The organism is Halomonas sp. DP3Y7-2, from assembly GCF_019800795.1.
Lineage (GTDB): Bacteria > Pseudomonadota > Gammaproteobacteria > Pseudomonadales > Halomonadaceae > Halomonas > Halomonas litopenaei_A.
The window spans coordinates 95,299-117,857 of record NZ_JAHVKJ010000001.1 but is presented as its reverse complement, the minus strand read 5'-3'; the positions used below and the strand labels follow the sequence as shown (position 1 = coordinate 117,857).

Annotated in this window: 21 protein-coding genes; 15 read left to right on the top strand and 6 right to left on the bottom strand. The window is 63.5% G+C overall.

Features of this window, described 5'->3' with window-relative positions; genetic code table 11:
• Window positions 1-6: 6 nt before the first annotated feature.
• The 5 genes from KUV45_RS00535 to KUV45_RS00515 are packed head-to-tail and all read right to left on the bottom strand — an operon-like array spanning window position 7 to window position 3,277.
• Window positions 7-294: a cytochrome C oxidase subunit IV family protein gene (locus tag KUV45_RS00535; RefSeq protein ID WP_222162425.1), complete on the bottom strand. Its 288-nt coding sequence runs from the start codon at window positions 292-294 to the stop codon at window positions 7-9.
• A 34-nt stretch (window positions 295-328) separates the two neighbouring features.
• On the bottom strand, window positions 329-955 hold the full coding sequence (locus tag KUV45_RS00530; protein ID WP_222162426.1) for a cytochrome c oxidase subunit 3: 627 nt from the start codon (window positions 953-955) through the stop codon (window positions 329-331).
• Between the two features lie 6 nt (window positions 956-961).
• On the bottom strand, window positions 962-1,441 hold the full coding sequence (locus tag KUV45_RS00525; RefSeq protein ID WP_222162427.1) for a hypothetical protein: 480 nt from the start codon (window positions 1,439-1,441) through the stop codon (window positions 962-964).
• Window positions 1,442-1,457: 16 nt separating this feature from the next.
• On the bottom strand, window positions 1,458-2,924 hold the full coding sequence (locus tag KUV45_RS00520) for a cytochrome D1 domain-containing protein (protein WP_308126686.1): 1,467 nt from the start codon (window positions 2,922-2,924) through the stop codon (window positions 1,458-1,460).
• Window positions 2,921-3,277 (bottom strand): cytochrome c, encoded by a 357-nt coding sequence (locus tag KUV45_RS00515; RefSeq protein ID WP_224851948.1) that lies wholly within the window; start codon window positions 3,275-3,277, stop codon window positions 2,921-2,923. Before KUV45_RS00515 ends, KUV45_RS00520 begins: the two co-directional genes overlap by 4 nt.
• A gap of 688 nt (window positions 3,278-3,965) precedes the next feature.
• Here KUV45_RS00515 and KUV45_RS00510 point away from each other — a divergent pair.
• The 12 genes from KUV45_RS00510 to KUV45_RS00455 all read left to right on the top strand — a co-directional run bounded on the left by KUV45_RS00510 (window position 3,966) and on the right by KUV45_RS00455 (window position 16,105).
• A complete protein-coding gene (locus tag KUV45_RS00510; protein ID WP_222162428.1) occupies window positions 3,966-5,690 on the top strand; it encodes a nitrite reductase in 1,725 nt (574 codons plus the stop codon).
• 62 nt (window positions 5,691-5,752) lie between these two features.
• Window positions 5,753-6,244 (top strand): Lrp/AsnC family transcriptional regulator, encoded by a 492-nt coding sequence (locus KUV45_RS00505; protein WP_224851949.1) that lies wholly within the window; start codon window positions 5,753-5,755, stop codon window positions 6,242-6,244.
• Window positions 6,241-6,861: an Lrp/AsnC family transcriptional regulator gene (locus tag KUV45_RS00500; RefSeq protein WP_222162429.1), complete on the top strand. Its 621-nt coding sequence runs from the start codon at window positions 6,241-6,243 to the stop codon at window positions 6,859-6,861. The genes KUV45_RS00505 and KUV45_RS00500 overlap by 4 nt, the downstream gene beginning before the upstream one ends.
• 38 nt (window positions 6,862-6,899) lie before the next feature.
• Window positions 6,900-7,409 carry an Lrp/AsnC family transcriptional regulator gene (locus KUV45_RS00495; RefSeq protein ID WP_222162430.1) on the top strand — a complete coding sequence of 170 codons (510 nt, stop codon included), beginning with the start codon at window positions 6,900-6,902 and terminating at the stop codon, window positions 7,407-7,409.
• On the top strand, window positions 7,384-7,941 hold the full coding sequence (locus KUV45_RS00490) for an Lrp/AsnC family transcriptional regulator (protein WP_222162431.1): 558 nt from the start codon (window positions 7,384-7,386) through the stop codon (window positions 7,939-7,941). The genes KUV45_RS00495 and KUV45_RS00490 overlap by 26 nt, the downstream gene beginning before the upstream one ends.
• Window positions 7,929-9,104 (top strand): heme d1 biosynthesis radical SAM protein NirJ, encoded by a 1,176-nt coding sequence (gene nirJ, locus KUV45_RS00485; protein ID WP_222162432.1) that lies wholly within the window; start codon window positions 7,929-7,931, stop codon window positions 9,102-9,104. Before KUV45_RS00490 ends, nirJ begins: the two co-directional genes overlap by 13 nt.
• A gap of 13 nt (window positions 9,105-9,117) precedes the next feature.
• Entirely contained in the window at window positions 9,118-9,921 is an 804-nt protein-coding gene (gene cobA / locus KUV45_RS00480; RefSeq protein ID WP_222162433.1) for a uroporphyrinogen-III C-methyltransferase, read from the top strand.
• Window positions 9,918-11,486 carry a nitrite reductase gene (locus KUV45_RS00475; RefSeq protein WP_222162434.1) on the top strand — a complete coding sequence of 523 codons (1,569 nt, stop codon included), beginning with the start codon at window positions 9,918-9,920 and terminating at the stop codon, window positions 11,484-11,486. Before cobA ends, KUV45_RS00475 begins: the two co-directional genes overlap by 4 nt.
• A gap of 237 nt (window positions 11,487-11,723) precedes the next feature.
• Complete coding sequence (locus KUV45_RS00470) at window positions 11,724-12,761, top strand: amino acid ABC transporter substrate-binding protein (protein WP_206943790.1); 1,038 nt, start codon at window positions 11,724-11,726, stop codon at window positions 12,759-12,761.
• 153 nt (window positions 12,762-12,914) lie between these two features.
• A complete protein-coding gene (locus KUV45_RS00465) occupies window positions 12,915-14,090 on the top strand; it encodes an amino acid ABC transporter permease (RefSeq protein WP_222162435.1) in 1,176 nt (391 codons plus the stop codon).
• Between the two features lie 94 nt (window positions 14,091-14,184).
• On the top strand, window positions 14,185-15,261 hold the full coding sequence (locus KUV45_RS00460; RefSeq protein WP_222162534.1) for an amino acid ABC transporter permease: 1,077 nt from the start codon (window positions 14,185-14,187) through the stop codon (window positions 15,259-15,261).
• Between the two features lie 115 nt (window positions 15,262-15,376).
• Window positions 15,377-16,105: an amino acid ABC transporter ATP-binding protein gene (locus tag KUV45_RS00455; protein WP_206943953.1), complete on the top strand. Its 729-nt coding sequence runs from the start codon at window positions 15,377-15,379 to the stop codon at window positions 16,103-16,105.
• Here the strand turns inward: KUV45_RS00455 and KUV45_RS00450 are convergent.
• The gene (locus KUV45_RS00450) at window positions 16,083-17,006 is read right to left on the bottom strand and encodes a LysR substrate-binding domain-containing protein (protein WP_206943794.1); all 924 of its coding nucleotides are present in this window, start codon (window positions 17,004-17,006) and stop codon (window positions 16,083-16,085) included. The genes KUV45_RS00455 and KUV45_RS00450 overlap by 23 nt on opposite strands.
• A 194-nt stretch (window positions 17,007-17,200) precedes the next feature.
• On the opposite strand from KUV45_RS00450, the gene KUV45_RS00445 reads away from it, so the two are divergent.
• The 3 genes from KUV45_RS00445 (at window position 17,201) to KUV45_RS00435 (ending at window position 22,530) form a co-directional block, all read left to right on the top strand.
• Entirely contained in the window at window positions 17,201-18,538 is a 1,338-nt protein-coding gene (locus KUV45_RS00445; RefSeq protein WP_222162436.1) for a VOC family protein, read from the top strand.
• A gap of 159 nt (window positions 18,539-18,697) precedes the next feature.
• A complete protein-coding gene (locus KUV45_RS00440; RefSeq protein WP_222162437.1) occupies window positions 18,698-19,459 on the top strand; it encodes a sulfite exporter TauE/SafE family protein in 762 nt (253 codons plus the stop codon).
• A 173-nt stretch (window positions 19,460-19,632) separates the two neighbouring features.
• On the top strand, window positions 19,633-22,530 hold the full coding sequence (locus KUV45_RS00435; protein WP_222162438.1) for an HD domain-containing phosphohydrolase: 2,898 nt from the start codon (window positions 19,633-19,635) through the stop codon (window positions 22,528-22,530).
• The last annotated feature ends 29 nt before the right edge of the window (window positions 22,531-22,559 follow it).

Genomic DNA, 22,559 nt, shown 5'->3' with positions numbered 1-22,559 from the left:
GCCGCATCATCCCATTGCCAGCCAGCGCGGCAGCAAGCCCGCCGCCGCGAGGCAAAGGCCCATCACGCCGACCATGATCAAGAGTCCGCCGCGCCAGGCGGAAGGGGCAATACGCAGGTCGAGGTAGTTCGCCAGGATCTGTTGCGCCTTGATCAGGCTGGCGCCGATCACCAGCGTCAGGCCCCACCAGGGCAACTCGCCCCGATGCAGGGCGCTACTGGCCATGGCCAGCAGCGTCATCAGCATCAGTAGCGCCCAGGTTCGCCAGCGGCGTCGTTGCAGGTCGTGGTGCATGGTCGTGGTCCCTTCGGTACGGGTGTCGATGGCGTCATCTCACCAGGTACAGCAGCGGATAAAGCAGCACCCAGATCAGGTCCACCATGTGCCAGAAGGCAGCGACGGTCTCCACCGTATGGGGGTGTGGGCGCCAGGCGGCGATGGCCAGCAGGCATAGACCAAACATGACGTGTGCCGCATGAAAACCGGTCAGACCGATATAGAAAGTGAAGAAGGTGACGCTATTGGGTATTGGGCTGGTAAAGAACTCGAGGTGATATTCGAAAGCCTTGATTACGCAGAACAGGATACCCAGCGCCATGGCGATCCAGAGCCGCTGACGGGTGCGGCGTCGCTGTCGCGCAGAAGGTGGTTGTCGGGAGGCATCGACGGCCAGCGCTGCGGCCAGGCCGCTGGTGAGCAATACCAGGGTATTGAGACCGCCGATCAGCGGCGCGAGATGCTGTTGGCCGAGCAAGAAGGACTGCGGTGCGTTCGCACGGTGCCAGGCAAACACACCGAAGAAGGCCGCGAAGACCAGCAGCTCGCTGAGGATCAACACCCACATCAGCGGGTTGCCAGGCAGGCCCGATAGCGGGCCCCAACCCGGATTGGGCATAGCGCTGGGACGCTTATCGCTGGGGCCTTCGATATCACGCCGTCGCTTGAGGTTCGCCATGACGTATCAGTGTGGCGGCGCGTCGGTGAAGCGAATGCGACAGCCCCCAAGCCATGGCGACCATGGGCACGGAATCGCTTGCTGCGCCAACAGTCGGCGAATGCCGAGGGCGCAGCGTCCCACCATCCAGATCAGCGCCAGGGTAATACCTGTATAGCCATAGGCCCAGCCGACACGTCCGTTCAGCGCCAGGGCTTCACTGGCAGTACCGATCAGCTGCCACAGGCCAAGCCCCACCAGGCCAGCCGCGACGCCATACCAGAAGGTCGCCAGCTGAAAGCGCAGATGACTGACCAGCAGGGCAGTGGCGGGACGTCGCAGCAGCAGCCACAGATGCGCCACGAGGGCACAGACAGGGGCCGTCACCACCGCCATGGCGCTGCCCAGCATCAGGGCATACAGCAGCAGAACCCGACGCTGTTGCGAGTGAGAGGCGGACGGCGGGTGGTTATCGTTGCTGTCCAGTGACAGGGGGCGACTCGGCATGCCTTGTCTCCTGTGCCTACAGGCCGATGCGATGGGCGCGGTCGGTGAAGAAGATGCCGCTCGGTGAGGCGATATCGAGAGTCGCCAGAAGCTCGAAGGTGGCGGTGTCATAGACCACCACCTGGTCGGAGTCACGGGCCGAGATCCACACCTCGTCGCCGCGGGGACTGAACTCCATATGCAGCACGGCCTGGCCTGGCGTCAGTGACCTGATGACATCTCCGCTCTCGCTGTCGAGGACCTGGACCATGTCGTTATCCGGATAGGCGAAGTTGACCCACAGCTGTCGCTGGTCCGGGCGACTCATGACAAACACTGGCTGGCCGTGTACCGCGATACGGCGTTCGAGCTGCCAGTCATCGAGACTGGCCATCAGCACCTCATGGCGGCCTACCGCCGGCCACCAGGCGTGATCGTTGGCGATGGTCCAGCCTTCCAGGTGTGGCATCTTGTAGACCGGCAGTGACTCGTCGCCCTGACGGTAGCCGGAAAGCACCGGCTCGACCCCGCGCTCCGGATGCCACAGGTCGAGTCGGGCCAGGTGGTCCTCGCCGAACAGTCCCGCCACATAGTAGCGGCCGATAGGGTCGATCAAGGCGTCGTAGGGTCGGTCACCGATCTGCGTAAAGCGGGTGACGGTGGGCGCGTCTCCGCTGGCCAGGGGCGTTGTGTCGAGTATCTGAATCTCGCCTGCCTCCCACAGGCTGTAGACGAAGCGGTGTCCTGGCGCATCCACCAGACCGACCACCTTCGACAGGGCTTCATGACCGCTGTTGTGCTGACCGCTGTTGTGCTGATCATTGTGCTGACCGCCTGATGGATAGCGTGCCGGGACCTCGGCCAGCAGCGTCAGACTATCCGAGTCGAACAGCTTGACCCCGCCGGGCTCATAGTTCGCCACCGCCACGATGCGCCCGTCCTGGGATATCGCGCCGCCAATGCTGTTGCCTGACTGAATGACCCGGGCGGCGATACGTGCGCACAGCAGGTCCACCTTGGTCAGCCCGCCATCACGCCCGAACACATAGGCGTAGCGCTCGTCACTGGAGAACTTCACCGAGGCATGGGACAGATCCCCAAGCCCCTCGATGCGATCAATCACCTTGTGTGCGCGGCGGTCCACCAGCGCCAGTCGGCCATCTGCCCGCTCCACCACTACGCCGAGTCCTCCGGTGGCACGCAGCTGGCAGGAGCCGGTGTCTTCTGGCAGTGCAGCGGGGGAAGGTGACGTGCCAAGCGAGTCGGTCGTGTGGGTCGACATGGTGTCCTCGGGAAGATCCTGTCCCATGGCAAATCCCGAGCCCAACAGCAGGCCAGGCACCAGACCAAGCATCAGACCAAGCGACAGCATGGCGCGACAACTCCGCCATGCGATGGATAAGGCGGGCGACAGGGCGGTGGGTGACGTGGGCGCCGGTGACGCAGTCACGGTGCTCGCGTCACGTTGGGAGCCGTGCCCGAAGCGGGAAAGCGTGGTGGTCATGGAGACTCCTGGGGAGCAGCAGGCTGATGCTTCAGGGCTTCAGCGATCCAGTGGGCCTGCTGCGGGGACAGCACGCCACGCCATGGCGGCATGGCGGTGCCGGGCAGGCCATCGAGGATAAGCGTGGTCAGCGTGTCGGTGTCATAGGCAGACAGTCGCTCGCTGGTGAGGGGGGGGCCAAGCCCTCCCTTCAAGGTCATGCCGTGGCAGGACCCGCAGTCCTGGTGCAGCAGGTTATCGAGGGCTGCGGGGTCGACACCGTCGGCCGCAGGCGTCGCCGCCGCGACCATGGAGGTTGGGCTCAGCAGCAGGCCTGCTGCCATCAGACCGGCTGTCGCCAAGCGGGCTGACATCCGACTTGCCGCCCAGTGCTTCACCAACCGTTGATGTGGATAGGGTCGCACTACCCTCCCCCCGCACCGAGCTGGCGCTAACCGGGTGAAGTGGCGAAAAACATATCGCAATGCCATGGAAACACTGCCTCCAGCGATGGACCTGTTGCGTTCGACAGTGTCCTTGATTCATCAAGAATATGTATTGATATGGATCGTTGTTTTTCCATTGAAAGCGTCAGTGATGGAAAGAAGTTGTATTGAGTAGTCCAGTTTTAAAGATCTGTCGATGCCCAGGGAAACGGTTAGATGATACGCGTCAATATCTTGCTTAAAATGGCATGAAACTATCTTTTTGCGACAATAAATAGAGAGGTATTTTTTCGATAAGCTTTTGAAAATAAATATAAATATGGCTGACTGCCATAAGGGGTGGAAATAGTTGATGAGGATCAAGAGTCAGCGAGAGACCAAGTGAAATTGTCGGGAATGCGCGTTTCCATAATGGCAAGGAGAAACATCGCCGATGGCGGATGCCCTTAGGGCTATCGTCCGGCGTTTTGATAGCACCAAATGATGACAAGAGTTTTGCGAGAAAAGAGCAATAGCGCGCACAAAAAGAGTGGCAAACACCTGGCGACATTTTCACCTTGTGGCTCAGCCGAGGCCCCGGGTGAAAGACACGTGGATCATGACTCGAGGTGAAACGATGACCAGCAGCGTCACGACTCTCAAGCCCCTGGCCGCAGCGATCGCCATAGTGATCGCCGGCCTGGGCAGCGCCTACGGCGCCGACAAGACCCTGTCCCCGGAGGAGTCCGCTTATCAGGGCAGCCCATCGGGTATCGACCCTGCTGCGGTGATGATGCCCGACGAGGAGGGCGCCCCCGCCATGTCGCGGGAGGAATTCGAACACGCCAAGGAGATCTACTTCGAGCGCTGTGCCGGTTGCCACGGTGTCTTGCGCAAGGGGGCCACGGGCAAGCCGCTGACGACGGATATCACCCGGGAACGGGGCGTCGACTATCTCAAGACCTTCATCACCTACGGCTCGCCCGCCGGCATGCCCAACTGGGGCACGTCAGGCGAGCTCAGCGACGGCGAGATCGACATGATGGCCCGCTATGTCATGCACGAGCCACCGGTGCCCCCGGAGTATGGCCTGCAGGACATGAAGGACACCTGGACGGTATTCGTCGCACCGGAAGATCGTCCCACCGAGCAGCTGAACGACCTGAACCTCGAAAATCTGTTCTCGGTCACCCTGCGTGATGCCGGCCAGATCGCCCTGATCGACGGTGACAGCAAGGAGATCGTCAAGGTCATCGATACCGGCTATGCGGTGCACATTTCCAGGATCTCTGCCTCGGGGCGCTACCTGTTCGTGATCGGCCGGGATGCCAAGGTCGACATGATCGACCTGTGGATGGAAGAGCCCACCACCGTTGCCGAAATCAAGGTGGGCCTGGAAGCCCGGTCGGTCGAGACCTCCAAGTTCGAAGGCTTCGAAGACCGCTACGCCATCGCCGGCACCTACTGGCCGCCCCAGTACGTGATCATGGACGGCGAGACCCTGGAACCGATGAAGATCGTCAGTACCCGGGGCATGACCGTGGGTACCCAGGAGTACCATCCGGAGCCTCGTGTTGCCGCCATCGTCGCCTCCCATCAGCACCCGGAGTTCATCGTCAACGTCAAGGAAACCGGCAAGGTTCGCCTGGTCAACTACGAGAACCTGGACGCCCTTTCCAGTGTCGAGATCGAGACCTCTCGCTTCCTGCACGATGGGGGCTGGGACAGCACCGGTCGTTACTTCCTGACCGCCGCCAACCAATCCAACCAGATCGTGGTGATCGACGCCAAGGAGCGCGAGCTTGAAGCCATCGTCGACGTGGGCAAGACCCCGCATCCAGGACGCGGTGCCAACTTTGTCGACCCCGAGTTTGGGCCGGTGTGGGCGACCAGCCACCTGGGCGACAACACCATCTCGCTGATCGGCACCGACCCGGAGGGTCACCCTGATCAGGCCTGGCAGGTGGTGCGCACCCTGGAAGGACAGGGCGGTGGTTCGCTGTTCATCAAGACCCATCCTGAGTCCGAGCATCTGTATGTGGACACCGCGCTGAACCCGGCCGAAGCGATCAGCCAGAGCGTTGCCGTGTATGACGTCAATGCGTTGGAGGAGGGCTTTACCGTGCTGCCCATCGCCGAATGGGCCGATCTGGGTGAGGGGCCCAAGCGGGTGGTTCAGCCGGAATACAACCGCGCTGGCGACGAGGTCTGGTTCTCGGTGTGGAACACCGCCGATCAGACATCTGCCCTGGTGGTGGTGGACGATGAAACGCTTGAGCTTGAGGCGGTCATCAAGGACGAGCGACTGGTCACTCCGACCGGCAAGTTCAACGTCTACAACACCCAGCACGACGTCTACTGACGTCAGGGTGGGCCGCCGTGATGGCGGCCCGCCTGTCATTGAGCCTAGCTCGGGAGGTGACCATGACATCCGACGGCCTGGTGGCATGTCTGGACGACGTCGATCGCCGACTGCTTGATCGTTATCAACGCGGGCTGCCCCTGGTGGAGCGACCCTATGCGGCCATGGCCGAGTCCCTGGGGGTGACGGAACAGGCGCTGATCGAGCGTCTGGCCCGGCTGACCGAGATGGGCATCATCGGACGCGTAGGAGCGGTATTCAATCACCGTCAGGCCGGTGCCAGTGAGCTGGTGGCCGTGTCCGTGCCAGACCATCGCCGCGAGGCGGTGGCCGCCATCATCAGCGCCTGCCCCGGGGTCAACCACAACTACTGGCGCGAGCACCGCTACAACCTGTGGTTCGTGGTCACCGCACCGGATGACACCAGCCTCGAGCTCAGACTGACGCGGCTCGAGGCCCAGCTGCACACGCCGCTGCTGCGCTTACCCATGGTGCAGAGCTTTCATATCGATCTGGCGTTTGCTCTGCCCTGGACAGAACTGGAGGACGCATGACGGAGGTCACGGCAGGGCGATTCCAGGGGCTGTCTCAAGTGCTGTCTCAAGGGCTATCCCAAGGGCTATCCCAAGGGCTGTCCCGAGAACTGCTGGAAGGGCTAAGCGAACATGCCCTGGCGGGGGCGCCACACGAGCAGGACTGGCGTCACACCAGGCTGCGAGCCTGTCTGGAGCAGGGCCTGCCGCTGGTGCCTGAGCCGTTCAAGGCGCTGGCCGAGGAAACGGGACTGAGCGTCGGCGAAGTGCGCGCGCTGATCGGCTATTGGCAGCACAGTGGCCTGATCAAGCGTGTCGGCCTGGTGGTGCGCCACCGCAGCCTGGGCCTCACCGCCAATGCCATGGTGGTGTGGAATCTGCCGGACGAACGCGTCAATGAGGTAGGTCGCCGCCTGGCCAGTGAGCCCCAGGTCACGCTGTGTTACCAGCGCCTGCGCCGTCCGGACTGGCCCTACAACCTGTACTGCATGATTCACGGGGTCCGTCGCGAGCGCGTCGAGGCCCAGATCGCTGCTCTGATCCAGCGCCACGCGCTTGAGCACGTCGAGCACCAGATACTTTTTAGCCGCCGCGCCTATTGCCAGCGTGGCGGTCGCTTTACCCCAGAGATGCCCTGAGCGGTATCGCCCCATCCACTACCGGAGGAGCCATGAAGATGACTGCCTCGAATCACGGCTCCACGGACGGAACCACCAGTGCCCACGTTGATGTGGTGGCCAAGCTGACCCAGCAAGAGCGCGACATCATCAACCGGCTGCAGCGGGGCGTACCGCTGACGCCAGACCCCTACGGTGACCTGGCCCAGGAGCTTGGCATCACCTCTCGGCAACTGCTTGACAGCCTGCGCGACTTGCTCGAACGCGGCGTGCTCAGTCGTTTCGGGCCGATGTTTCAGGCTGAACGCATGGGCGGCGCGCTGAGCTTGGCCGCCATGGCGGTGCCCGAGCACGATGTCGAGCGGGTGGCAGCGATCGTCAATGCCTGCCCTGAGGTGGCGCACAACTACCAGCGCGAACACCGCTTCAACCTGTGGTTCGTGATCGCCAGTGATGAGCCCAGGCGTACCGCCGAGGTGATCACGGCGATCGAAGGTGCCAGCGGTTACGAGGTCATTCATCTGCCCAAGGAGGAGGAGTTCCATGTCCATCTCCATCTACCGGTCTGAGGATCCCATGGCGACAAGAGGAGGGCATCGTCTGGACGATGCTGACCTTGCCCTGATCGAGGCGACCCAGGACGGCTTGCCCCTGGTGGCCGACCCCTGGACCGCAGTCGGCGAGCGTATCGGCATGTGTGGCGAGGAAGTGCTGGCGCGCTTCCAGCGACTGCTGCTCACGGGAGTGCTGCGGCGCATGGCGGCGGTGCCCAACCACTACCGGCTGGGCTACTTGGCCAACGGCATGACGGTGTGGGATATCGATGACGCGCGGATAGCTGATATCGGTCGTCGTCTGGCGGAGTGGCCCGGCGTCAGCCACTGCTACCGTCGACCCCGCCGCGGCCCCGACTGGCCCTACAACCTGTTCGTGATGCTGCATGGCCATCAGCGTGACGAGGTCGAGCGCCAGGCCGAGCAACTGCGCGAGCTGATGGGAGACGCCTGCCGTGACCATCAGATCCTGTTCAGCACCCGCATTCTCAAGAAGACGGGACTGAGGCTGACGCGTCGGCAGCGGGAGGCATCATGTTCCGAGTAACCCGCTACATCGACAGCCTGCTGCATCCGGCACCGTTGCCTCCCGCGCGCCAGCCGCCGGGGCCGGTGGTGATCTGGAATCTGATTCGCCGCTGCAACCTGACCTGCCGCCACTGCTACACCGTGTCGGCGGATATCGACTTCGCCGGCGAGCTGACCACCGACGAGGCGTTGGGGGTGCTCGATGACCTCAAGGCGTTTCATGTGCCCGCGCTGATTCTGTCCGGGGGCGAGCCGTTGATGCGGCCGGACATCTTCACCCTGTCCCGCCATGCCAAGGCGCTGGGGCTCTATATTGGGCTATCCACCAACGGCACCCTGATCACTGAAGACAATATCGACGCCATCCAGGACGCCGGCTACGACTACGTCGGCATCAGCATTGATGGGCTTGAGGCGACCCATGACCAGATTCGCCAGCGCAAGGGCGCCTTCCGCGATTCCCTGGCCGCGGTGCGGCTGTGCAAGGATCGCGGCATCAAGGTGGGGCTGCGCTTCACCCTGACCCGGGACAACCATGCCCAGTTCGATGACATTCTGGCGCTGACCGCCGATCACGATGTGGACAAGTTCTACCTGTCCCACCTCAACTACGGGGGCCGCGGGCATCGTCATCGCAAGCACGATGCCTGGCACGACATGACCCGGGATGCCATGACGCGGCTGTTCGAGCGCTGCCGGGATGAGCTGGTCGCCGGTATCACCCGCGAGTACGTCACTGGCAACAACGATGCCGATGGGCCCTTCCTGCTGCGCTGGGCCAGCCAGCACTACCCGGATCGAGTGGTCGATCTCGAGGCGCGTCTGCGCGCCTGGGGCGGCAATGCCAGCGGTGAATACATCGCCAATATCGACAACCTCGGCAACGTTCATCCTGACTCCTTCTGGTGGGATCACCACCTCGGCAATGTCCGCAGCCGTCCCTTCTCCGAGATATGGCGCCAGGCCGACGACCCCTTGATGCTGGGATTTCGCACCCGACCAAGGCCGCTCAAGGGACGTTGCGGTGCTTGCCGTTACCTGGCGATCTGCAATGGCAACACGCGGGTACGTGCCTTCAAGACCCAGGGGGATGCCTGGGCCGAGGATCCGGGCTGCTACCTCGGCAACGACGAGATCGGCGTGGCTGACGCCTCTTCCTCGATGATTCTGACGTCCGCCTGAACGGGAGACCACCATGTTTATCCAAGCCCTCAAGGAGCAACTCGGTGAAGCGTCACTCTCCCCGGGAGAAGTCGCTATCGTGGGCGCAGGCCCCGGCGACCCTGGGCTTCTCACCCTGCGAGCTCTTTGCCTGCTCAACCAGGCCGACTGCCTGGTCTACGACCGCCTGGTGTCACCCGATGTCATGGCCTTGGCGCCGCAGGCGGCCCAGCGCTTCTATGTCGGAAAGGCGTCGCGCTGTCATGCCCTGACCCAGGACGAGACCAACCAGCTGCTGGTACGCCTGGCGGTGACCGGCAAGCGCGTGGTGCGTCTCAAGGGTGGCGACCCCTTCATCTTCGGTCGCGGCGGTGAAGAGGCCGAGATGCTGGTGGACAACGGTATTCCGTTTCGCGTCGTGCCGGGCATCACTTCGGCCCAGGGCTGCAGTGCCTACGCGGGCTTTCCATTGACCCATCGCGACTACGCGCAGGGTGTGACCTTTGTCACTGGGCATGCCCGTGCCGATGGCAGCCTGAACCTGGACTGGCCCGCGCTGGCCAGTCGTCGGCACACCCTGGTGTTCTATATGGGGCTGACCAATGCCGAGCTGATTCGCCAAGAGCTGCTGGCCAACGGCATGCCGTCACGGCTCCCGGTGGCGTTGATCGAACGCGGCACCACGCCGCAGCAGCGACGGATCATCACGACCCTGGACCGCCTGCCGGACACCATCCGCGACGAGTCGCTGACGCCGCCTACGCTGATCGTGGTGGGTGAAGTGGTGTCACTGGCTGCACGCCTCGACGCAGGCTGTCTGGCGGAGGCGGTGGCATGAAGCTCGCAGGGCTGCTCGGTGCGGCGCTCCTGGGTGTGATGCCGGGGCTGGCCATGGCGGCGACCACCGCCGGCAGTGCGGCACCGTCGCCGCTCTATCAGGAACACTGTGCCAGTTGCCATGGGGCCGACCGCCTGGGTGCCATGGGGCCGGCGCTATTGCCTCAGAACCTGGGGCGGATCAAGCCCGAGGAAGTGCGGCAGGTGATTGCCGAGGGACGCCCGGCCACCCAGATGCCGGGGTTTGCCGATGTTCTGGACGCCGCACAGGTCGATACCCTGAGCGACTGGGTACTCAGTGATCCGCCGGTAACGCCGGACTGGACGCTGGACGACATCCGTGCCAGTCAGGTGGTGACGCATCCCTTGGGGAGCCTCGACGACAGCCCCGAGTTCGACGCTGATCCCCAGAATCTGTTTGTGGTGGTGGAGACCGGCGATCACCATGCCAGCGTGCTGGACGGTGACACCTTCGAGCGCTTGGCCCGCTTTCCTACCCGCTTTGCCCTGCACGGCGGCCCCAAGTACAGCCCCGATGGTCGCTATGTCTATTTCGGCTCCCGCGATGGCTGGATCACCAAGTTCGACCTCTACCACTTTGAGGTGGTGGCAGAAGTGCGCGCAGGCATCAATATGCGCAATATCGCGGTGTCTGCCGACGGCCTTTATGTGATGGCCGCCAACACCCTGCCGGGCAATCTGGTGCTGTTCGATGCCCACGAGCTTGACCCACTGCGGGTCTATCCCGCCGTCGATAGCGAGGGTCATGGCTCCCGGGTCAGCGCTGTCTATGCCGCACCGCCCCGTCATAGTTTCATCGCCGCGCTCAAGGATGTGAAGGAAGCGTGGGAAATCCCCTGGCCGGTCGCCCCGGAGCCGGTGGTGGCCACCGGTCATATGGCTGAGCCGATCAGTGATGCGGGCCTGCCCGCGACGGACAGTTTCGAGGTGCGCCGGATACCCGTGCCGGACTACCTGGACGACTTCTTCTTTGACCCCGAGTACCGGCGCCTGATTGGTGCCTCCCGGGGCGGCAGCGGCGCCATGGTCATCGATCTGAACAGTGGCGCCAAGCTCGCCGACCTGCCGCTGTCCGGGATGCCGCATCTGGGCTCGGGGATTACCTGGGAGACCGGCGGTCGCCGGGTGATGGCGATTCCCCACCTGGCCAAGGCAGAAGTGTCGATCATCGATATGGACGACTATTCACTGGTGAAGACGCTACATACCGATGGCCCCGGTTTTTTCATGCGCAGTCACGCCAACTCCCGCTACGCCTGGACCGATGTCTTCTTTGGCCCGAACCGGGACCGCGTCCACGTGATCGACAAGGACCGCCTCGAGATCGTCGAGACGCTAATCCCTGAGCCCGGCAAGACCTCTGCCCACGTGGAATTCGACCGCAACGGCGAGACGCTGCTGCTGAGCCTGTGGGAGCGCGATGGCGCGGTGATCGCCTACGACGCCGACTCCCTGGAGGAAATCACCCGCATTCCCATGGACAAGCCATCGGGCAAGTACAACGTGTGGAACAAGACCCACTACGAAGAGGGCACCTCGCATTGACTGGCCAGGCCCTCCGCCGGCGCCAGGCGGCGCCGCTGGGCCGGCTATCGGATGGCTGACAGGCTTGGCCGAAAGGCGCCTGCTTCAATCCAACGTTTAAAACAATCGTCGCAGTCAGGATTGACCCGCCAGGGTCGGGCTCGGATAGTGGAAAGGTGCATTACGCCCACACGGAGACCCCGCGTGACCAGTGCATCGGCTCACGCCGGGCTTCCATACACCTCTGGAGCTGAATCCATGCGACACAATAACAAGACGTTGCTGAACCTCTCTCTTGCTGCAGCTGCTGCCATGGCGCTTGGCGCTGCCAGCAGTGCCTCTGCGGCCACCCTGGACGACGTGTCCTCTCGCGGTGAGCTGCACTGTGGCGTCAACGTGGGCCTGTCGGGCTTTTCCTCGCCGGATGAAAACGGCAAGTGGCAGGGTCTCGACGTAGAAACCTGCCGAGCGATTTCCGCTGCGGTATTCGGTGACGCCGACAAGGTGGTCTACACCCCGCTGACCGCCAAGGAGCGCTTTACCGCGCTGCAGTCCGGCGAAATCGATGTGCTCTCGCGCAATACCACCTGGACCGCGACCCGTGACAACTCGCTGGGACTCAATTTCACCACCACCACCTTCTATGACGGTCAGGGCTTCATGGTGGCCAAGGATCTGGGTATCGGCAGCCTCGAGGACCTGAACGGCGCCTCTATCTGCATCCAGTCCGGCACCACCCACGAGCTCAACCTGGCGGATTACTTCCCGGCCAAGGGCATCGACATCAACACCGTGACCTTCGATACCCCGGACCAGACCGCGTCGGGCTTCGCCAGCGGCCGCTGTGACGTGCTCACCTCGGACACCTCTCAGCTCAGCGCCCTGCGCCTGCAGCTGCCGGAGCCTGACAGCGTCGAAATCCTGACCGAGCTGATCTCCAAGGAACCGCTGGGCCCGGTCGTCGCCCAGGGTGACGATCAGTGGTTCGATATCGTCAAGTGGACGGTCTTCGCCATGGTCAATGCCGAGGAGCTGGGAATCACCCGCGACAACGTCGAGCAAATGAAAAATGATCCGCCCAACCCCCAGGTGGCGCGTCTGCTCGGCGTTGATGGCACCTACGGTGAGCAGCTTGGTCTGTCCAATGACTGGGCCTACAACATCGTGTCTCAGGTCGGGAACTACGGTGAAGTGTTTGCCGATACCGTCGGCGAGAACTCTCCGTTGGGCATCAGCCGTGGCATGAATGCGCTGTGGAACGAGGGTGGCATCCTCTACGCGCCGCCGATCCGCTGACACCAGGGCGGGCCTGACCAGGCCCGTCTTGACCCTGCGGGGTTGCTAGCGCCCTGAGCGAGGGCGGTGAACGGCCTCGCTCAGCCCCTCGTACGACGCGGCCCTGGCGAGTGCCGGGGCCGTCCGAGTTCCTGCGGATCGAGTGATGCCACCATGTCCACCCCCCCAATTGAACGGACGCCGCTGTGGCGGCGCCCCGCCTTTCGTGCGCTGATCATTCAGGCGCTGCTGCTGGCAGGCCTTGTGGCACTGATCGCGATGATGATTGGCAACGCCCTGACCAATCTGGAGGCCAGGGGTATCACCACTGGCTTTGCGTTTCTTGGCGAGCGCTCCGGCTTCTCGATTCCCCAGACGCTGATCGACTATTCCGGCGACAGCAGCTATGCCCGTACCTTCGTGGTGGGGCTTTTGAATACGCTGCTGGTGTCGGCGCTCGGGATCATTGCGGCCACCCTTATCGGCTTTGCCGTGGGCATCGCCAGGCTGTCGCCCAATTGGCTTTTGGCCCGTCTGGCCGCTGCCTTTGTCGAGATCTTTCGTAACATCCCCCTGCTGGTACAGATCCTGTTCTGGTACTTCGCGGTACTTCAGGCCTTGCCCAGCCCACGTCAAAGCCTGTCGCTGTTCGAGGCCTTCTTTCTCAACGTGAGAGGGCTGATCGTACCGGCACCGGTGCCGGAGCCGGGCTTTGGACTGACCCAGCTGGCTGTGCTGGTGGCAGTGGTTGCGGTTGTGGTGCTGGGACGCTACGCCAAACGCCTGCAGCAGCGCACCGGCAAGGCTCTGCCCGTCTACTGGCTCGGTGCCGGGTTGATCATCGGCCTGCCTCTGGTGGTATTTGTCGCCAGCGGTACGCCGCTCGGCTGGGAGACGCCTGCCCTCAAGGGCTTCAACTTCGCCGGTGGTGTCACCATCATTCCTGAGTTGATGGCGCTGTGGCTGGCACTATCGATCTACACCGCATCGTTCATCGCGGAAATCGTGCGCTCCGGCATCCAGTCGGTCCCCAAGGGGCAGGTCGAGGCGTCCCGGGCCATCGGCCTGCCAGGCAATATCACCCTGCGCAAGGTGGTGATTCCCCAGGCCATGCGGGTGATCGTGCCGCAGTTGACCAGTCAGTACCTGAACCTGATCAAGAACTCGTCGCTGGCCACCGCCATCGGCTATCCCGACCTGGTGGCAGTGTTCGCCGGGACCAGCCTGAACCAGACCGGCCAGGCCATCGAGATCATTGCCATGACCATGGCGGTCTACCTGACCATCAGCCTGGTGGTGTCGGCGTTGATGAACGTCTACAACGCCCGCACCCTGTTGAAGGAGCGCTAAGATGACGGACCACCCCAAGCCTCCTTCCCAGTCGCCGATCCATCCGCCGAGCGACGATTCGCTCGTGCCGGGCGCGCTCTCCACCGAGCACACCATGATCGCGGCCCGGCCAGCCCCCGTGTCGCGGCACGGTGTCAGCGGTTGGCTGCGCAGTCGGCTATTCTCCACCCCGCTGAATTCCGTCGTCTCGCTGATCACCCTGGTGGTGATGCTGTGGGCACTGGCGCCGCTGGTGCAGTGGGCCATCATCGACGCCGACTGGATCGGCACTACCCGCGACGCCTGTACCGGTGAGGGCGCCTGCTGGGTCTTCATCAGCGCTCGCTTCGAGACCATCGTCTATGGGTTCTATCCCGTGGCGGAACGTTATCGGGTGGATATCACCCTGGCGCTGCTGGTGGCGACCATTGCTTGGCTTGTGATCCCGCGGATGCCGGCCAAGCGCTGGGTCGTGATCTTTGCCCTGGTCGGCTTTCCGTTGGTCGCCTGGGTGCTGCTGCTGGGCGGCAGCTTCGGTCTGCCTGCCGTCCCTACCCGGCAGTGGGGCGGCCTGATGCTGACCCTGACGGTGGCCATCGTGGGGATTGTCGGCTCCTTGCCCCTGGGCGTGATCCTGGCGCTTGGGCGTCGCTCGCAGATGCCTCTGGTGCGCAGCCTGTCGGTGGTGTTCATCGAGTTCTGGCGAGGCGTGCCGTTGATCACCGTGCTGTTCATGGCCTCGGTGATGTTGCCGCTGTTCGTGCCCAGCGAGGTGGAGTTCGACAAGCTGCTGCGGGCGCTGATCGGCATCATGTTCTTCTGGAGCGCCTACATGGCCGAGGTGGTGCGAGGTGGCCTGCAGGCCATTCCACGCGGCCAGGAAGAGGCGGCCAAGGCGCTGGGGCTTGGCTACTGGCGGCGGATGGGGCTGATCATCCTGCCCCAGGCGCTGAAGCTGGTGATTCCCGGCATCGTCAACACCTTCATCGCCCTGTTCAAGGACACGTCCCTGGTGTTGATCATCGGTTTGTTCGACCTGCTCGCGATCATTCGCGCCGGGCTCACCGATACCAACTGGCTGGGTTTTGCCACCGAGGGCTATGTGTTCGCTGCGTTGATGTTCTGGATCTTCTGCTTCGGCATGTCCAGGTACAGCCAGTACATCGAACGTCGCCTGCATACCGGGCACTGACAACAGCGGGCCGGAGGCACCGTGTGGGGTGTCTCCTGGCCGATACCAAGACAAGTGACAGGGGGACGCCGCCATGACGGCCCAAGCGACCAGTGCAGCCACCAACGATGCGCCGATGATCGAGATCAGCGGACTCAACAAGTGGTATGGAGATTTTCACGTGCTCAGGGATATCGACCTGAGCGTCAAACCGGGTGAGCGCATCGTGATCTGCGGCCCTTCCGGGTCCGGCAAGTCGACGTTGATTCGCTGCATCAATCATCTGGAGGAGCACCAGCAGGGCAGCATCACGGTGGGTGGGGTTCACATGACCCAGGACGTCAAGCGTATCGAGCAGATTCGCCGCCACGTGGGCATGGTCTTCCAGCACTTCAATCTGTTTCCCCATTTGTCGGTGCTCGACAACTGCTGCATCGCTCAGACCTGGGTACAGAAGAAACCCCGGCGCGAGGCCGAGGCGACCGCGATGGAGTTTCTCGAACGGGTGCAGATCGCCAACCAGGCCCACAAGTATCCCGGTCAGCTGTCCGGCGGCCAGCAGCAGCGCGTTGCCATCGCCCGTGCCCTGTGCCTGCGCCCGGAGGTGATGCTGTTTGATGAGCCCACCTCGGCGCTGGACCCGGAGATGATCAAGGAAGTGCTGGATGTGATGATCGAGCTGGCCCGGGAGGGCATGACCATGCTCTGCGTGACCCACGAGATGGGCTTCGCCAAGACCGTGGCGGATCGGGTCATCTTCATGGATCAGGGGCAGATCATCGAACAGGCACCTCCCGAGGAGTTCTTCAACAACCCCCGGTCGGAGCGCACCCAGCTGTTTCTCAGCCAGATTCTGGGTCACTGACGGGGTCTCCCACCGCATGGTCCTGACGGCCGTCGGCGGCGGTCGTCAGGTGCTCGATGAAGCACCGAACGCGGGCCAGTTCGCCCAGTGGTTCCGGCGTCACCAGGTAGTAGGCATCGGCACTGCTCATGACCCGTGGCGAGGCGAGGGCGAGGCGTCCATCGGCGAGCTCCGGCTCGATCAGCAGGCGTGGAATCAGCGCCAGGCCAGCGCCCTCGATGGCCAACCGAATCAAGGTATGAAAGGTGTCGACCCGTACGCCGTGGTAGCTTCGCTGACGATGGATGCCCTGGTCCGCGAACCAGCGATGCCAGGCGTCAGGCCGCGTCGTCAGATGCAACAGCCGAGCCTGATCCAGCTGTGGGGTACGCGGCAAGCGCGATGGTGCCCCAACCGCTACCACCTCCTCATCGCAGAGCCAGTGGCAGTCCAGCCCCGGCCAGCGCCCGTGGCCGTGAAACACGGCCACATCGATACCGTCGCCGGTCAGGTCGAAGGCTTCGCTACGGTCGCTCAGATGCAGGGTGATGTCGGGATGAGCCTGCAGAAAGTCAGGTAATCTCGGCGCCAGCCAGCGACTGCCGAAGGTGGGCAGGGTCGCGACTTTCAGCACGTCACCGGCACCGTGGTAGGTCAGGATGGTGTTGGTCGACATTTCCATCTGCGCCAGGATCTTGCGCACCTCTGAGAGGTACAGCGAGCCCTCCGGCGTCAGCACCAGCTGACGTCGCAGACGGCGGAACAGGGCGTGCTGTAACAGGGTTTCCAGCTGGGCGACCTGTTTGCTCACGGCGCTCTGGGTCATCGCCAGCTCCTGGGCTGCCCGGGTAAAGCTCAGATGGCGGGCCGCCGCTTCAAAGCACAGCAGGGTCGTGGTAGAGGGAAGGTGTCTGGGTTTCATAAGTTTCTGGACTGACAAGGCCGAGCATGACGATGGCCGCGGTCGATATGGCCCGCCAACTGCCCTATCAGGGGTTCGGCGCGGTTTTTCGCATTCCTTTTTTTCATGCTAGCAGCGTTTTTTTTCGTTTGTCGCGGCTATTTGTCTCTGGTCTCATCGCAGGGTCCATCGCTCTAGTCAGGAGACTTGCCGGAATGTCAGCCGATATCGTGACCGCCAACGAGATTCGCCAGCGCTTTGCCAGCGCCATGTCGGACATGTATCAGGCAGAGGTACCACAGTATGGCGCCCTGCTGACCCTGGTGGCCGAGGTGAACCGGGACACCCTGGCCGCCGACCCGGCACTGGCCGCAAGACTTGAGGCCAGCGGTGAGCTGTCGCGCCTGGACGTGGAGCGGCATGGCGCCATTCGGGTGGGTACCGCCGAGGAACTGGCGACGTTGAGGCGGCTTTTCGCGGTGATGGGCATGTTCCCGGTGGGCTACTACGACCTGTCCGAGGCCGGGGTGCCGGTCCATTCCACCGCTTTTCGGCCGATTGACGAGTCCGCCCTGAGCCACAACCCGTTTCGCTTGTTCACCTCGCTGCTGCGCCTGGATCTGATCGAAGACGCCGAACTGAGGGACTTGGCCAGCGATATCCTGAGCCAGCGAGATATCTTCACCCCTGGCGTGCGTGAGCTGATCGCCATCCACGAGGCCGAGGGCGGGCTGACCGATGCCCAGGCTGACCGCTTCGTGGCTGAGGCGCTGGAGACGTTTCGTTGGCATCATGACGCGACGGTGGATCGCGCTACCTATGATCGCCTGCACGCGGCACATCGTCTGATCGCAGACGTGGTGTGTTTCCGCGGCCCGCACATCAACCATCTGACGCCCCGCACCCTGGATATCGATGAGGCGCAGCGGCGGATGCCCGCCCATGGCATTACACCCAAGGCGGTGATCGAAGGACCGCCTCGGCGCCAGGTGCCGATCCTGCTGCGCCAGACCAGTTTCAAGGCGCTGGAGGAAACCACCCACTTTCTCGGCGCTGATCAAGGGGCGCATACGGCGCGGTTTGGCGAGATCGAGCAGCGAGGCATTGCTCTGACGCCAAAGGGCAGGGCGCTCTACGATCGGTTGTTGGCCGAGTCTCGCGAGGCCACAAAGGGATTGGACAACGAGGCCCACCAGCGTCGCCTTGCCGAGGTCTTTGCGGACTTCCCCGACGATGACAACGTGCTGCGCCGGGAGGGGCTGGCCTACTTTCACTACCGTGCCGTGGCGGAGCTTGACGACGGAGCCGGTCTCGAGCAGTGGATCGCTGCCGGCAAGGTCGTGGCCGACCCCTTGACCTACGAGGACTTCCTGCCGGTGTCGGCGGCCGGCATCTTCCAGTCCAACCTGGGCGGTGAAGCTAGCGCCGTGACCCAGGGCAATGCCAATCGCGAAGCGTTCGAGCTGGCGCTGGGGGCATCGGTCATCGATGAACTCGACCACTATGCTCGCCGGGAGCGTGCGTCCTTGGCTGCCCTGGGCGTTGATGCTTGAGCGATCGATGTCTGGCCGTTTGATGTGCCTGCACGATTTGTGTTCGGTGTCTGTTCGATGTATGGGTGCGCCGTGAGCTGACTCGCGAGGCGTGCGCCACGACCCTGCGATCTAAGGTAGGCTAAGGGACCCTGCCTCATCTTGCTGGAGTCCCTTGCCATGGATTGGCTTGCCATCCTGTCGCCCTTGCCGCCGCTCGTCAGCCTGGGGCTGATTCTGCTGTCAGGGTTCACGTCGCTGATCAGCGCCTCCCTCGGGGTAGGCGGAGGCACGCTGCTGATCGTGACCATGGCGCAGGTGATGCCGGCAGCTGCGCTGATTCCCGTCCACGGCATGGTCCAGCTCGGCTCCAATGGGGGGCGCCTGGTCATGAGCTGGCGTCACCTCCACTGGCCGCTGCTGCTGGCGTTTCTCCCGGGTGCGGTGGTGGGGGCCCTGGTCGCGAGCTGGCTGCTGATTCGCTTGCCGACAGGCCTGCTGGAACTGACCATCGCCGCCTTCGTCCTTTACACCCTGTGGGGTCCCGGCCTGCCCAAGCGGGCGCTAGGGCGCTGGGGTACCGGCATCGCTGGCGCTGTCACGACCTTGTTGTCCAGCTTTGTCGGCGCCAGCGGCCCGATGGTGGCGGCCTTCATCAAGCAGCATGGCAATCCTCGCCAGACCACCGTGGCCACCTTTGCGGCCTGCATGACCTTCCAGCATCTCACCAAGGCATTCGTCTTCGGGGCGGCTGGCTTTCTGTTTGCCGATTGGCTGGCGTTGATCGTCGCGATGGTTGCCATGGGCGTGGTCGGCACCTGGCTGGGACTGCGCCTGCTCAACCGGCTCTCTGAGCATCGCTTCGATCATGGCTTTCGACTGGTGCTGACGGCGCTGTCTCTGCGCCTGGTGTGGTTGGGTCTGTCACGCCTGCTGGCGTGAGCGATGAAGGCGCCCAGGTGGCCCTTGGGACGCTCTGTCCCAGTACCTGCAACGACAAAAGAAGCGAGCGATATACCGCCGAGTAGGTAGTCTCTCCTGGCCCTCAGGACGGCGAATTGGCATAGAGTGATAGATTCCTGTCACCCAGCCACAGCCTCTTTCGAGTCGTCTTGATGCGCCTGCCTTTCCATCGAGAACAGCCCATACAGCTACTGATCGCTGCCTCCATCGTCGGCATGATGCTGGTGCTGGCGGGGCTGTTGCTGTGGCAGTCGTGGTACCAGGCGAGAGCCTCGCTGGTGCAGTCGCTGGAGCGGACCAGTCAGCAGCTGTCGACGATGGTGGAAGTGCGAACGCAGGCTCTGCTGGAGCCCGCTCGCGCCATGCTCGGGGTGCTGGTCAGCGAAGCGGACGTGGACAAGTTCCACAGCACCAGCGGCGCCAATATGCTGCAGCTGCTGGCGGCCGCGGTAGGGGCCCAGGAGGTACTCGGCAGCGCCTACATCGGCAGCGATACCGGCGACTTTCTGATGGTGCGGCTGATCGAGCGTATTTCTCCCACGGCCATTCCTGCCGAGGTTGACCTGACCGGCGGTATCTACCTGACACTGGTCCTGCACGGCGACTCCGGGGAGCCGCAGGGCTTGGCCAGTCGCCGGCAGGAGGAAGGGTACTGGCAGGTGCTGGATGGCCAGCTGCGCGAGATGCGTCGGTATCCGGTGGTCGACTACGGCTTCGACCCGAGGACGCGCCCCTGGTATCGCGACGCGGAAACCGATTTTCTGCCGCATCTGTCGGATCCCTATACCTACTTCACCAATGGCGAGCAGGGAGTCACCCTGTCGCAACGTTCTCACAGCGGCCGGGCCGTGCTGGGTATCGACATGACCTCAGAGGACCTGGGCCGCGAGATTCAGCGATTTTCCACCGAGCCCGGGTCTCGTCTGGCCATCACCACGCCGGATGGGCTCTTGTTGGCGCATGACATCGATCAGGGCCAGGCGCCGCTGCCGGGTACCACGCTCAGCGATCTTGGCGATACCCCGTTGGTGACGCTGAGATCGCTGAATGTCATTGAGCGGCCAGTACGCTTTGCTCACGGCGACCAGCAGTGGTGGGGGCTGGCGCTATCATTCGACATGCTGGGCAGTCGCCTGGCCTGGCTGCTGGTGGCCACTCCAGAGGCCGAGCTGATGGCCAGCATGCGGGAATCACTGTGGCATCGCCTGTTGCTGTCTCTCGGTCTGGTCACGCTGATGGTGCCGATGGGCATCCTGTTGGCTCATCGCCTGGGACGACCGCTACGGGCCCTGGCCCAGCAGGTGCGCACTATCTCGGATTTCAACCTGGAGGCCTATCGTGGCGTGGAGTCATGGGTGAGTGAGGTATCGCACCTGTCCCGGGCTCTGGACACCCTGGTGCACCGAGCGGGCAAGTTTCAGCAGATCAACCGGATACTGGGGCGCGAGCAGGGCCTTGATGCCATGCTCGAGGCGATACTCGGGGAGCTGCTCAGCGTGACCGGTAGCCACCATGGGATGATCTATCTGGCCGACGAGGTTCGGGCTGATCGCTTCGTGGCTACCGCCGAAGCAGGATGCGCTGATGCATCGGAGCCGCTGCCCGAGGCCCTCGAGATTGCCACCGCCAGTGGCCCACTGGCCGAGGTGCGCGAACAGCTGGAGGCGAGAGGGTATCTGGTGCAGTCGCTGCGTGATCGTGCCGACAAGCGCCTGGGCGTGCTGTTGCTGGCTCGCCCACGGCGCGATCACAACGATGGTCGCTGGCGCAACTTTGTCGCCGAAGTCTCCTCGGTGGCGGCGGTGGCGATCGATATGCGGCGCCTGCTGGAAGCCGAGGCTCGCCTGTTGGATGCGATGATCCAGCTGGTGGCCAAGGCCACGGATGCCAAGTCTCCCCATACGGGAGGCCACTGTTCACGAGTGCCGCAGCTGGCCGAGATGCTGATCGACGAGGTGGACAAGGCTACCCAGGGGCCTTTCGCCGCTATCAGCCTGAGCGATGACCAGCGGGCGACCTTTCATCTGGCCGCCTGGCTGCATGATTGTGGCAAGCTGACCACCCCTGACCACATCATGGAAAAAGCCACCAAGCTGGAGACCCGCTATAACCGGATTCATGAAGTGCGGACCCGCTTTGAAGTGCTGTGGCGGGACGCCGATGTGGACTATTGGCGGGGGCTGGCCGAGGGCCGTGATGCGACAACCCTGGCAGCGACGCGTTTACAGCGCCGCCAGGAGCTTAGCGATGCCTTCGCCTGTGTCGCCAGGGCCAACCAGGGCGGCGAGACGATGGGAGAAGCGTTGCAGCAGCGCCTGGTGGAGATCGGCAGCTGGTGCTGGCAGCGGCATTTCGATGATCGGCTGGGGCTGTCCAAGGCCGAGCTGGCCCAGCTGGTCGATGAGCCGGTGCACCCGCTGCCAGCCCAGGAGCAGCTGCTCGCTGATCAGCCCCGTCATCGCCTGGCCTGGCAGCGCGCCTGTCCGCCGGTGCACCCGGAAGATCCCCTCAACCGCTGGGGCTTTGCCATGCAGCCCCCAGCCCTGGCCGAGCACCAGGGCGAGTTATACAACCTGAGCGTGCCTCGCGGCACCCTCAATGATGTCGAACGCTTTCGTATGCAGGAGCATGTGATCCAGACCATCATCATGCTCGAGTCGCTGCCGTGGCCGGCCCACCTGCGGCGGGTGCCGGAAATCGCCGGCAATCATCATGAGCGCATGGACGGCCGCGGCTACCCGCGCCAGGTCAAGCTCAGCGAGGCCAGCATTGAAGAGCGCGTCATGGCGCTGGCCGACGTGTTCGAGGCGCTGACCGCCTCTGATCGTCCCTACAAGGTCGGGCTCTCCCTGTCCCGCGCGCTGGAGATCCTGGCGGACATGGTCAGCGAGGGACACCTGGATGCCCAGCTCTTCCTGCTGCTGCTGGATAGCGGCGTATGGCGTCGCTACGCCGACAGCTTTGTCGCCAGCCGACAGCGCGATGATGTCGATCTTGCGGCGATCAAGGCGCGTGCCACACGGTCGGCGTCCTCCCACCTGGGGTGCTGACCCCCTACCCCCCCTTCATGGCGGTGTAA

What these genes read in the sequence shown, in the direction of transcription:
- KUV45_RS00535 (WP_222162425.1), bottom strand. Translation starts at nt 294, where the DNA reads ATGCACCACGACCTGCAACGACGCCGCTGGCGAACCTGGGCGCTACTG.
- KUV45_RS00530 (WP_222162426.1), bottom strand. Translation starts at nt 955, where the DNA reads ATGGCGAACCTCAAGCGACGGCGTGATATCGAAGGCCCCAGCGATAAG.
- KUV45_RS00525 (WP_222162427.1), bottom strand. Translation starts at nt 1,441, where the DNA reads ATGCCGAGTCGCCCCCTGTCACTGGACAGCAACGATAACCACCCGCCG.
- KUV45_RS00520 (WP_308126686.1), bottom strand. Translation starts at nt 2,924, where the DNA reads ATGACCACCACGCTTTCCCGCTTCGGGCACGGCTCCCAACGTGACGCG.
- KUV45_RS00515 (WP_224851948.1), bottom strand. Translation starts at nt 3,277, where the DNA reads ATGTCAGCCCGCTTGGCGACAGCCGGTCTGATGGCAGCAGGCCTGCTG.
- KUV45_RS00510 (WP_222162428.1), top strand. Translation starts at nt 3,966, where the DNA reads ATGACCAGCAGCGTCACGACTCTCAAGCCCCTGGCCGCAGCGATCGCC.
- KUV45_RS00505 (WP_224851949.1), top strand. Translation starts at nt 5,753, where the DNA reads ATGACATCCGACGGCCTGGTGGCATGTCTGGACGACGTCGATCGCCGA.
- KUV45_RS00500 (WP_222162429.1), top strand. Translation starts at nt 6,241, where the DNA reads ATGACGGAGGTCACGGCAGGGCGATTCCAGGGGCTGTCTCAAGTGCTG.
- KUV45_RS00495 (WP_222162430.1), top strand. Translation starts at nt 6,900, where the DNA reads ATGACTGCCTCGAATCACGGCTCCACGGACGGAACCACCAGTGCCCAC.
- KUV45_RS00490 (WP_222162431.1), top strand. Translation starts at nt 7,384, where the DNA reads ATGTCCATCTCCATCTACCGGTCTGAGGATCCCATGGCGACAAGAGGA.
- nirJ (WP_222162432.1), top strand. Translation starts at nt 7,929, where the DNA reads ATGTTCCGAGTAACCCGCTACATCGACAGCCTGCTGCATCCGGCACCG.
- cobA (WP_222162433.1), top strand. Translation starts at nt 9,118, where the DNA reads ATGTTTATCCAAGCCCTCAAGGAGCAACTCGGTGAAGCGTCACTCTCC.
- KUV45_RS00475 (WP_222162434.1), top strand. Translation starts at nt 9,918, where the DNA reads ATGAAGCTCGCAGGGCTGCTCGGTGCGGCGCTCCTGGGTGTGATGCCG.
- KUV45_RS00470 (WP_206943790.1), top strand. Translation starts at nt 11,724, where the DNA reads ATGCGACACAATAACAAGACGTTGCTGAACCTCTCTCTTGCTGCAGCT.
- KUV45_RS00465 (WP_222162435.1), top strand. Translation starts at nt 12,915, where the DNA reads ATGTCCACCCCCCCAATTGAACGGACGCCGCTGTGGCGGCGCCCCGCC.
- KUV45_RS00460 (WP_222162534.1), top strand. Translation starts at nt 14,185, where the DNA reads ATGATCGCGGCCCGGCCAGCCCCCGTGTCGCGGCACGGTGTCAGCGGT.
- KUV45_RS00455 (WP_206943953.1), top strand. Translation starts at nt 15,377, where the DNA reads ATGATCGAGATCAGCGGACTCAACAAGTGGTATGGAGATTTTCACGTG.
- KUV45_RS00450 (WP_206943794.1), bottom strand. Translation starts at nt 17,006, where the DNA reads ATGAAACCCAGACACCTTCCCTCTACCACGACCCTGCTGTGCTTTGAA.
- KUV45_RS00445 (WP_222162436.1), top strand. Translation starts at nt 17,201, where the DNA reads ATGTCAGCCGATATCGTGACCGCCAACGAGATTCGCCAGCGCTTTGCC.
- KUV45_RS00440 (WP_222162437.1), top strand. Translation starts at nt 18,698, where the DNA reads ATGGATTGGCTTGCCATCCTGTCGCCCTTGCCGCCGCTCGTCAGCCTG.
- KUV45_RS00435 (WP_222162438.1), top strand. Translation starts at nt 19,633, where the DNA reads ATGCGCCTGCCTTTCCATCGAGAACAGCCCATACAGCTACTGATCGCT.